The sequence below is a fragment of the Chloroflexus sp. genome (genome assembly GCF_034431535.1).
Classification (GTDB): domain Bacteria; phylum Chloroflexota; class Chloroflexia; order Chloroflexales; family Chloroflexaceae; genus Chloroflexus.
This window is the reverse complement of sequence record NZ_DAOUDC010000066.1, coordinates 37,658-47,563: the sequence shown is the minus strand read 5'-3', so window position 1 is coordinate 47,563 and position 9,906 is coordinate 37,658. Positions and strand designations below refer to the sequence as shown.

Here is a 9,906-nt window from a genome sequence, read left to right as displayed (position 1 = left end):
CAGGCGCCGCTGCCCATGCCACAGCAGGTGGTTCCCGAACCGTGGCCGATGACCCCGCCCTCGCGCGCGGGATCACCCGTCCGCACCGATGGCCACCGAGCACCGGTTCTCGCAGCAGGAGGTGATCCGATGAAATACCTACCCCCGAAAGGGGACTACCCCTCCCCCAACGGGGTTGAGGGATCGAGGGTGAGGTCAACACCAGCACACCAAATCGCCGTAGCGACGGACGTCTGTCCGTCTCCATCATTGAAAAAAAGGAGCACCCTTTATGCCAGCGCCGCGCCTGATTCTGCCCGGATTGTACGAGCTGGCGTTGCCAATCCCGCTGGGATCGGTCAATGTCTTTTTCATGCTGACGGCGAGTGGCGTGAATCTGATCGACACCGGCTATCCCGATCGCGGCGTCGGGGTGCTGGCTGGGTTAGCTGCGCTGGGGCGCCGGCCAGAAGATGTGCAGCACATTATTGTCACCCATCATCACATCGATCACGCCGGTAATCTGGCCACGCTGCAAGCACTCACTAGCGCCGCGGTCTGGATGCACCCGCTCGATGCTGAGTTGGTTGGGCAAGGGCAGGCGCTGCGGCCAACGGCGCATAGCGCCAATGGTTGGTTTAACCGGCTGGCGTTTGGTGTGGGTAAATGGCTGATGCCGGCCACGTTCACGCCGGCTCGCGTTGATCGGCTGGTCACCGATGGCACGGTGATTCCGGTCGCCGGTGGTCTCGAAGTGATCCATATTCCCGGCCATAGCGCCGGACAGATCGGGCTGCGCTGGCCGGCGCAGCAGGTGCTCTTCGCCGCCGATGCGGTGATGTATCGCGGCAAGGGCTTGCAGTCGCCGATTGTGCTCGAAGATGAAACGGCAGCGGCCCACAGTCTGGCCCGGCTCGATCGCTGCCAGTTTACGACCCTCTGCTTTGGTCACGGACCGGCTCTGAGCGAGAATGCGGCAACCATCTTTCATCGTTATGCGGCGGTGCAAGCGGGCTAGATGAGCGTTGCTGAGTTCGGCACACGCTTGCCTCACGCCTCATTTCACGGTACCATAGCGTCATACCGGCAACGCATGCCTTCACCGTACAAGGAGGTACGTTATGACTCGCACCATCCGCGCGCCGCGCGGTACGACCTTGACCTGCGCCAATTGGCAGATCGAGGCGGCGTACCGCATGATCCAAAATAACCTCGACCCCGATGTAGCGTTTGACCCTGACAACCTGATCGTCTATGGCGGGCGCGGGCGCGCGGCCCGCAATTGGGAATGCTTTGACGCCATCCTTGCCACGCTGCGCCGGCTCAAACCCGACGAGACGCTGCTCGTGCAGTCGGGTAAGCCAGTCGCCGTGTTCCGCACCCACCCCGATGCGCCGCGGGTGTTGCTGGCCAACTCCAATCTGGTGCCGGCATGGGCGACGCAGGTCAATTTCGATCGCTGGGAGGCGGCTGGGTTGACGATGTACGGCCAGATGACGGCGGGAAGTTGGATCTATATCGGTACGCAGGGTATTTTGCAAGGCACCTACGAGACCTTTGGCGCGCTGGCCCGCTCGGCTGGTTGGGGGACGCTACGCGGCAAGCTGGTGGTGACGGCCGGTTTGGGCGAGATGGGTGGCGCGCAACCGTTGGCGGTGACGCTGAATGAAGGCGTATTGATTGCCGTTGAGATTGATCGCTGGCGGGCTGAGCGCCGGTTGCGTTTGCGCCAAGTTGACCGGCTGAGCGATGATCTGGAAGAGGCGATGACGTGGGCCGAAGAGGCTCGCACTGCCGGTAAGCCGCTCTCGATTGCGTTAATCGGCAATGCGAGCGAGGTGTTGCCCGACATGCTCCGCCGGGGTGTCACTCCTGATGTGGCGACCGACCAGACCAGCGCCCACGATGTGCGTTATGGCTATATTCCCGCCGAATTGTCGCTGGCCGAGGCCGCCGAGTTGCGCGAACGCGACCCCGAAGAGTACGACCGCCGCGCGATGGCTTCGATGGCCGAGCACGTGCGCGTGTTGCTTGAATGGCAGCGGCGCGGTTGCGTCGTGTTTGATTACGGCAACAATCTGCGCCAGCGCGCCTTTGATGCCGGCGTGAGCGATGCCTTTAGCTACCCCGGTTTCGTGCCGGCCTACATTCGCCCGCTCTTCTGTGAAGGGAAGGGGCCGTTCCGTTGGGTAGCCCTCTCTGGCGAACCCAAAGATATTTACGTGACCGACCGCGCAATCAGTGAGTTGTTCCCCCACGACGAGCATCTTGGCCGCTGGTTGCGGCTGGCCCGCGACTACGTGGCGTTTCAGGGTCTGCCCGCCCGGATCTGCTGGCTCGGCTATGGCGAGCGGGCTAAAGCTGGTTTGCTGCTTAATGATCTGGTTTCCAGCGGCGCCGTGAAAGCGCCGATTGTGATTGGGCGTGATCATCTCGATGCCGGCTCGGTGGCGAGTCCCAACCGCGAAACCGAAGGTATGCGTGACGGTTCCGATGCGATCGCCGATTGGCCGTTGCTCAACGCATTGATCAACGCGGTTGGCGGGGCGACGTGGGTCAGCATCCATCACGGCGGTGGGGTGGGGATTGGCTACAGCATCCACGCCGGGCAAGTGATTGTGGCCGACGGCACGCCCGAAGCGGCTCGCCGGATCGAACGGGTGTTGACGGCCGATCCCGGTATGGGGGTGGTGCGTCACGCCGACGCCGGCTACCCGGAAGCGATTGCCTTCGCTCACCGCCACGGGATCGATATGCCGATGCTCGCGCCGTAGTCGATGTGGCGCCCGCCTTTTCGAGGAACATCATGGAACCTTGCGACCTGCTTATCCATTCCGCCGCGCAGGTGGTTACCTGTACCGGCCCTCCCGGCCCCCGCCGGGGTGCGGCCATGCGCGAGCTTGGCATCATCAGCGACGGTGCAGTAGCGATCCGCGGCACGACGATCGTCGCCGTGGGGCCAAGCGCCGACCTGCGCCGCCGGTTTCACCCAGTCCGTGAGGTCAATGCCCGTGGCCGCGCCGTCTGCCCCGGTCTGGTCGATTGCCATACCCATATCGTCTATGCCGGCGATCGGGTGGCCGAGTTTGAACAACGCTGCGCTGGCGCGACCTACCAAGAGATCATGGCTGCCGGCGGCGGGATTCTGCGCACGATGCGCCTCACCCGCGCCGCCACGACCGCCGAGTTGGTTGAGGCGACGCTGCCCCGCCTGCAGCAGATGTTGCGCCTCGGTACCACGACTGCTGAAGTCAAAACCGGCTATGGTCTCGCACGTGATGCTGAGCTGCGCCAGTTGGCGGCAATCGCGTTGCTGGCCGCCGCCCAACCGGTCGAACTCGTGCCGACCTTCTTGCCGGCCCATGCGGTGCCGCCGGAGTTTGCCGGACGAGCGGATGCCTATGTCGATCTCGTGATTGAAGAGATGTTGCCTCTTGCCTGCGACTGGTACCGCGTTTCGTCGTTTGCCGCCCGCGGCATCCCGCTCTTCGCCGATGTCTTCTGCGAGCGCAGCGCGTTCGATGTGGCCCAAAGCCGGCGGGTGTTGGCTGCGGCGCAGGCGCTCGGATTTCCGCTTAAGGCGCACGTTGACGAGTTTGCCGAGTTGGGTGGGTTGGCGATGGCGCTCGAACTCGGCGCAACCTCGGTCGATCATCTCGACGTAACGAGTCCGGTAATGTTCTCGGCGTTGGCCGCGAGCGCTACGGTCGCCGTCTTGTTGCCATTAGTCTCGCTCAACCTCGGTCTGAGCCACGTTGCCGCCGCTCGCCAGATGATCGACGCTGGCGTCGCCGTGGCGCTCAGCACCGACGCCAACCCCGGTTCGGCGCCGTCGCTGTCGTTGCCGTTGACGATGGCGATCGCCTGCCGCTACATGCGCATGCTCCCCGCCGAGGCATTGCTAGCGACGACGGTCAATGCCGCGCATGCGATCGGCTTGGGTGGCCGGGTTGGCGCGATTATACCGGGCATGCAGGCCGATCTGCTGGTGCTGGCCGAAGCGGATTATCGCTGGTTGATGTACGAATTGGGCGGGTCGCCAATCGAGCGGGTAATCAAGCGCGGGCAGGTCGTGGTCGGGGAGAGTGAGTGATGGTTTCTGCGTCATAACAGCGGCGGAGCGGGGCGTATCCTAAATGTCATTCTTCAGCGGGAAGGATGCCGGCACGAACTGAATAAGACTCCCCTCTCTCGCCCCAGCGGGAGAGGGGCTGGGGGTGAGGGTAACGGTGTCTCATGCGGGCCGACAGCCCTTTTAGTATGAACGACCGAGGTGTTATGAACGACATTCTTCTCGATGGAGCTAGTCTGGCCATCGAACAGGTATTGGCAGTGGCCTATGGCCAACCCGACGCGCCGGCAGTGCGTTTGGCGCCATCTGCCCATGAGCGGGTAGAACGGGCGGCGCAAGCGGTGCAAGATCTGCTGGCGCGTGGGGTGGTGGCGTATGGCATTACCACCGGCTTCGGCGCATTTAAGGATCGCGTGATTGCGCCTGAGCAGGTTGAGCAGTTGCAGTACAACATTCTGGTGAGCCACGCGGTGGGGGTGGGGCCGGTCTTTGATGTTCCTACCACCCGCGCCATTATGCTGATCCGGGCTAACACTCTTGCCCGCGGCCATTCGGGTGTCCGTCTTGCGACCCTCGAACGGTTGATCGATCTGCTTAACGCCGGGGTGCATCCTCGTATCCCCAGCAAAGGCTCGCTCGGCGCGAGCGGTGATTTAGCGCCGTTGGCTCACATGGCGCTGCCGCTGATCGGGTTGGGCGAGGTTGAATGGCAGGGTGAGGTGATGCCAGCCGCCGCTGTGCTTGAACGGCTCGGTTGGCAGCCGCTCACGCTGGCGGCCAAAGAGGGCTTGGCCTTGACGAACGGCACCGCAGTGATGTGTGCGCTCGGCGTGCTCGAAACCGCGCGCGCCGAGTTGCTTAGCGCTACTGCCGATATTGCCGGCTGTCTCAGCCTTGAAGCGCTCTACGGCACGCCAGCGGCTTTTGATGAGCGTTTGCATGCGTTGCGTCCGTTCCCCCGCCAGATCGAGTGTGCGGCGCACTTGCGCCAGTTGCTGGCCGGCAGCGAATTTGTCCGCAACAACGACCCGCGCCACGTGCAAGACGCCTATACCTTGCGCTGCATTCCGCAGGTGCATGGCGCGGTGCGCGACGCGATCGCCTATGCGCGGTGGGTGTTTGAGATTGAATTGAACGCTGTCACCGATAACCCGCTGCTCTTTGTGAGTGATGATGGTACGGTTGAGGTCATCTCCGGCGGCAATTTTCACGGCGAGCCGCTAGCGATTGCGCTCGATTATTTGGGGTTGGCAGTGGCCGAGTTGGGCAATATCGCCGAGCGGCGACTGATGCGGCTGACTGACGAAGCCTCGAATACGCACGTTTTGCCGGCTTTTCTCACCCGCGCCGGCGGCCTCAATTCCGGCTTTATGATTGTGCAGTATACGGCGGCGGCGCTGGCGACCGAAAACAAAGTTCTGGCCCATCCAGCCAGCGTTGATAGCATTCCCACCTCGGCCAACGTCGAAGATCATGTCAGCATGGGCCTGACCGCCGGCCTCAAACTGCGCACGATTCTCGATAATGTCAGCCAGATGTTGGCGCTAGAGCTGTTTGCCGCAGCGCAGGGCATTGATTTCCGCCGCCAAGAGCTAGGGGCGCAAGCCCGGCTGGGCCGTGGAACCGGCCCGGTCTACGAGCTGATCCGCCGCCACGTGCCGTTTGTGGCCGCGGATACGCTGCTGCATCCCTACATCACCGCCATTAGCGAACTGGTTGCGCAGGGCCGGATCGTGGCCGCTGCGCAGCAGGGTGGGTGAGCAAATAAAGAATAGCAATATGTTGCTGGCAACTGTCGCAGCAGATCGCTCCTCGTGTAACGAGAGCATTTATGGCTGCGCAATGGTTCATATCGTGAAAAAAGCGGCTCTCCCTTTTCCTGCTTGTAGCGAGATGCTTTATGGAGTGCGGCAGTGAAACTGCCGTATTCCTCCCTCTGAGTCATTTCCCACTAGCGCGGGAGAGAGGCGTCCTATTCAGTCCGTGCAGGCATCGTTCCCGTAGAAGCAGGGGATTGCTTCGAGCGCCGCGCGCCCTCGCAATGACATGAGGACACGCATATAACCGCAATGCCCTGATCGCCATCCAGCGGCTCCCCCTCTTCCGCCGTGAGGTGGGAGAGGGGGTCGGGGGGGCAGGCATCAGCCCGTGCAGCGGGCTTCGTAACCATAGCCCGGCTCTGAAGGGCCGGTTCCGGGTCAGATGCTCTGTCCGCCCTTGAAGCGTATAGGGAAAGGGGCTAGGGGTGAGTGTCAATCCCCTATACCACCAATCTGCCCCCATCCACAATCACCCAATCATCGGCGCGCAGGCTGGCGGCGGTGGTGGCGAAGTCAATCGCGAGCGACGAGACATTTGCCCCGCCGAGATACCGGTTTTCACCAAACGAGACGCTGATCGCCCCCTGAATGTGCCGGTCAACTAGCAGCCAGCCAATCGGCTGGCGCAGGTGTGGGTTGAGGCCGATCCCGATCGCGCCGATCCGGCCCGATTCACCGCTGTGCTGGGCAAAGAGCGCGGCAAGCTGTTCGCCGCCGCTGGCCGCTTCAATGCGGGTGAGGCGGCCATTGTGGAATTGGAGATGGGCGGCGCGCGCTGGGCCGGCCACCGGCAGGAAGAGATCACCCTCGGCGCTCTCCTCAACGATCGTGGTGTAGAGCAAGCCAGTCGGCACGTTACTCACAAGCGCTCCTGCAGTTCCGCCGGTCGTTTCCAGCCGGCCTGCATCGCGCAGCCATGACCGCTCGCCATGCTGCACGCGCAGTTCGTACCCCGGCCCGCTGGTAATGGTGATGGTCTTGGCCGTTGCCAGCACGCTCTGCACCCGCTCGCTGGCTGCGACCAACGTTGCCGGATCAACCAGCAGTGCCGGCATGATGCGCAGTTCCAAATCTTCGTGGCTGAGGCCGAGCTGGGCCGCTTTGCCGATGGTGGGGATGGCGGCGATCACTTGCGGGATGCGGCGTTCGCGCCGGATCACTTCGAGCTGGTTGTACGTGGTCGTAAACGCGCGCAACGCTTCGTCCGGCACGCGGCGTAGATCGGGTTGTGCGCCGATCAAGGCCAGCGAGCGATCCACGCGCTGTAGCCACTCTATTCGCCGCCGGTCACGTTCAGCGAGGATGTCTGGCGAGGTTGTCGCCAACAGTCGTTCGATATGCTGCGCTGGCAGAATAGCGACCAGCGGCTCAGCGCCGATGCCTTCCAACGCCAGCAAGACAGCGTGCAGCAGGCGTTGATTACCCGCCTCATCGCGCACCTCGACCAATTCGCCGCGCTGCGCGCCGAGCGCATCAACTAGCCGCGCTGCCAGTTGATCCCACAAACTCTCGGCCATGGCTAATCTCCTTACATCAACGGAATGTACTGGTAGCTCGATGGCACAAAGAAGCTGCCTTCGGTCACGCCTTGCGGCGCGCTCTGCCGCCAGCGCCGGCCCAATTCGGCAGCGTCGATCTGCTGGTTGAGATAGGCGCAGAACGCTTCGGTGACGGCGGTGATCTGCGCTGCCGATTCATGCACGAATTCGAGCCGGTAGTGGGCAATGCCAGCAGCGCGCCAGCGGTCGAGGTATTTGCTCGCCTCTTGCGCTTCGGCGCCGAACACAGTGTTGCGGCAGCCGACATCAGCGATCACCGGGTGGGCGCGGCCATGCGCGTCGCGCAACGCCACCCGGTGCCGTTCGCATGGGCGACCACAATCTTTGTAGCTGGTGCCGTTCGACAAGAAGCGGCAGAAGATGCAGTGTTCGGTGTGGAAGACGGGCAGGTGGTGGTAGGCGATCGCTTCCAACCGGCTGCCGCCGATCCGCTCGGCGAGATGCGCAATCTGCTCGGCGTTGAGGTCGTGCGTCAGGGTAAGCCGTTGCAAACCTAGCCCTAGCAGCAAATCGGCGGTAAGAATGTTCGCTGCATTCAGACTGAAATCGCCGGTCAATCCCACCGCCGGATCGTCGCGCAACATTTCGAGCAGGCCGGTCGAGCGTACCAAGAGCGGTGCGTCGAGTTTGCGCAAGAAGCGCACGACGCGCTCGTCTTCCGGCTTGAGCACCCGCGGCGCGGCGATGCGAGCGGCGATGCCAGCGGCGCGCACTTGCGCCAGCGCCGGCTTCAGCCCTTCCAAATCGAGGTAGTCGAGCGTAATGCTGGCTGGACGCAAGGCAATCGCCGCTGCGAGTTGGTCAGGCGAGCGGATGAGCAGATGGATCTGGGTAGTGTCCGGCGGCGCGTCCGGCGCTACGGCGGCCAGCATCTCGTCGAGAACGCGCACCGGGTCGTGGATGGTGATGGCTGGCGGTTGGCCTTGTAGTTCGGCGAGGGCAGCGACCGCTTGCCGGCGCAACTGGTTGAGCAGCGAAACCGGTGCGAATGGGTTGCCCTCGATCACGGCAGCCAGTTCGGCTAACTGGTAGGCCGTGTCACCCAAGCGGCCCAACTGGTCGCGCAACGTCGCTTCATCGAGCGGGCGATTTTGGGCTGTTGCCAGTGGTTCCGCACTCTGCACCGTAACTGTGAGGTCTGGCCGGTCAACCAGCGTCCAGCGCAGTTCGAGCGGCGCGCCAGTGCGGGCGACAGCTTCCACCCGCACCGGCTGGCGGCGCACCGGTGCGGCTGGCTGCACGAATGGCTGGGCCACCCGTTCGGTTTGCGGGTCGCTGGTGCGCCAGAGCAGATCGCCGGCGCGAATGCGGCGCGGGTTGACCGCGCCTTTGGCAAAGGTCAGCGCCAGCAGGCCGTCGCCTACCGGGTTGACGGTAAAGATGCGCCCTCCCTCTTCCGTCTCTTCCGGGCTGCGCCAATCGGCGGCATCGAACACCACCCCATCGCCGGGCTTAAGCGGCGCCGCCTCGCGGCCCGGTTCCGGCGCGATGAGAATGGCGTCTGGCCGCACCCGCACTACCCGGCCCATCAATAAGCCGCGATGGCGCGGCGCGCGACCCTCCACGACCGCCTGATGGTTGGTGCCGCGCAAGAAGTGCGGCCCTAACCCACGCGAATAGACCTGTTCGAGGTGCAACCGGTCGGCGCTGGTCAGATCGGGCGGCAGACCGGCCCACGCTGCATCGAGCGCGCGGCGGTAGGCGTCGGTGGTAATCGCCACGTATTCGGCGTCTTTATAGCGGCCCTCGATCTTGAGCGCGCTCACGCCGAGGCGAGCAATTGTCGCCATCTCATCAATCGCTGCCAAATCGCCGGGCGAGAGCAGGTAACGAGCTGCGCCGAGCGGGTGCTGCTGGCCGTCAACGATCAGATCGTACGGCAGCCGGCAGGCTTGGGCGCACTGGCCGCGGTTGGCGCTGCGCCCGCCCCATGCTTCGGATGAAAAGCACTGGCCGGAATACGAGACACAGAGCGCGCCGTGGACGAAGATTTCCAGTTCGATCGGGCTGTGGGCGCGAATCGCCGCGACTTCGGCTAGCGAGAGCTCGCGGGCCAAGACCACCCGCGACACGCCGTAGCGAGCGGCCAAGACTACTCCCTCGGCGCTAGTAATACTCATCTGGGTGCTGCCGTGAATTGGCAGATCAGGCGCGATCCGGCGGGCCAGCGCCGCAACACCTACATCTTGCACGATAATCGCATCGGCTCCGGCAGCGGCAATCTCGGCCAGCGCCGTCGCCGCCGCGCGCAACTCGTGGTCAAACACGAGCGTATTGAAGGTGACATACCCCTTCACCCCCCGCCGGTGTAACGTCTTCATCACCTCTGGCAGTTCATCAAGCGTAAAACCCACCTTGGCGCGGGCGGTGAAATGGGTCAACCCAAAATAGATCGCGTCGGCGCCGGCTTCAATCGCGGCGTGCAATTGCGGCCAGTAGCCGGCGGGACTCATAATCTCAGGCTTGCGCATGGCTG

The 9,906-nt window shown here is 63.6% G+C and carries 6 protein-coding genes; 4 read left to right on the top strand and 2 right to left on the bottom strand.

The window, feature by feature from the left end:
* Positions 1 to 271: 271 nt before the first annotated feature.
* The 4 genes from U9R61_RS16000 (at position 272) to hutH (ending at position 5,811) form a co-directional block, all read left to right on the top strand.
* Positions 272 to 997 carry an MBL fold metallo-hydrolase gene (locus U9R61_RS16000; protein WP_322489808.1) on the top strand — a complete coding sequence of 242 codons (726 nt, stop codon included), beginning with the start codon at positions 272 to 274 and terminating at the stop codon, positions 995 to 997.
* 103 nt (positions 998 to 1,100) lie between these two features.
* The gene (gene hutU, locus U9R61_RS15995) at positions 1,101 to 2,753 is read left to right on the top strand and encodes a urocanate hydratase (protein ID WP_322489807.1); all 1,653 of its coding nucleotides are present in this window, start codon (positions 1,101 to 1,103) and stop codon (positions 2,751 to 2,753) included.
* 32 nt (positions 2,754 to 2,785) lie between these two features.
* Positions 2,786 to 4,072 carry an imidazolonepropionase gene (gene hutI / locus U9R61_RS15990; RefSeq protein WP_322489806.1) on the top strand — a complete coding sequence of 429 codons (1,287 nt, stop codon included), beginning with the start codon at positions 2,786 to 2,788 and terminating at the stop codon, positions 4,070 to 4,072.
* Between the two features lie 185 nt (positions 4,073 to 4,257).
* A complete protein-coding gene (hutH, locus tag U9R61_RS15985) occupies positions 4,258 to 5,811 on the top strand; it encodes a histidine ammonia-lyase (protein ID WP_322489805.1) in 1,554 nt (517 codons plus the stop codon).
* A 500-nt stretch (positions 5,812 to 6,311) separates the two neighbouring features.
* Here the strand turns inward: hutH and U9R61_RS15980 are convergent, their stop codons facing one another.
* Entirely contained in the window at positions 6,312 to 7,388 is a 1,077-nt protein-coding gene (locus tag U9R61_RS15980) for an aminopeptidase (RefSeq protein ID WP_322489804.1), read from the bottom strand.
* Positions 7,389 to 7,399: 11 nt separating this feature from the next.
* A complete protein-coding gene (locus U9R61_RS15975) occupies positions 7,400 to 9,901 on the bottom strand; it encodes a DUF3656 domain-containing U32 family peptidase (protein ID WP_416208864.1) in 2,502 nt (833 codons plus the stop codon).
* Between the last annotated feature and the right edge of the window lie 5 nt (positions 9,902 to 9,906).

What these genes read in the sequence shown, in the direction of transcription:
- hutH (WP_322489805.1), top strand. Translation starts at nt 4,258, where the DNA reads ATGAACGACATTCTTCTCGATGGAGCTAGTCTGGCCATCGAACAGGTA.
- U9R61_RS16000 (WP_322489808.1), top strand. Translation starts at nt 272, where the DNA reads ATGCCAGCGCCGCGCCTGATTCTGCCCGGATTGTACGAGCTGGCGTTG.
- U9R61_RS15980 (WP_322489804.1), bottom strand. Translation starts at nt 7,388, where the DNA reads ATGGCCGAGAGTTTGTGGGATCAACTGGCAGCGCGGCTAGTTGATGCG.
- hutI (WP_322489806.1), top strand. Translation starts at nt 2,786, where the DNA reads ATGGAACCTTGCGACCTGCTTATCCATTCCGCCGCGCAGGTGGTTACC.
- hutU (WP_322489807.1), top strand. Translation starts at nt 1,101, where the DNA reads ATGACTCGCACCATCCGCGCGCCGCGCGGTACGACCTTGACCTGCGCC.
- U9R61_RS15975 (WP_416208864.1), bottom strand. Translation starts at nt 9,901, where the DNA reads ATGCGCAAGCCTGAGATTATGAGTCCCGCCGGCTACTGGCCGCAATTG.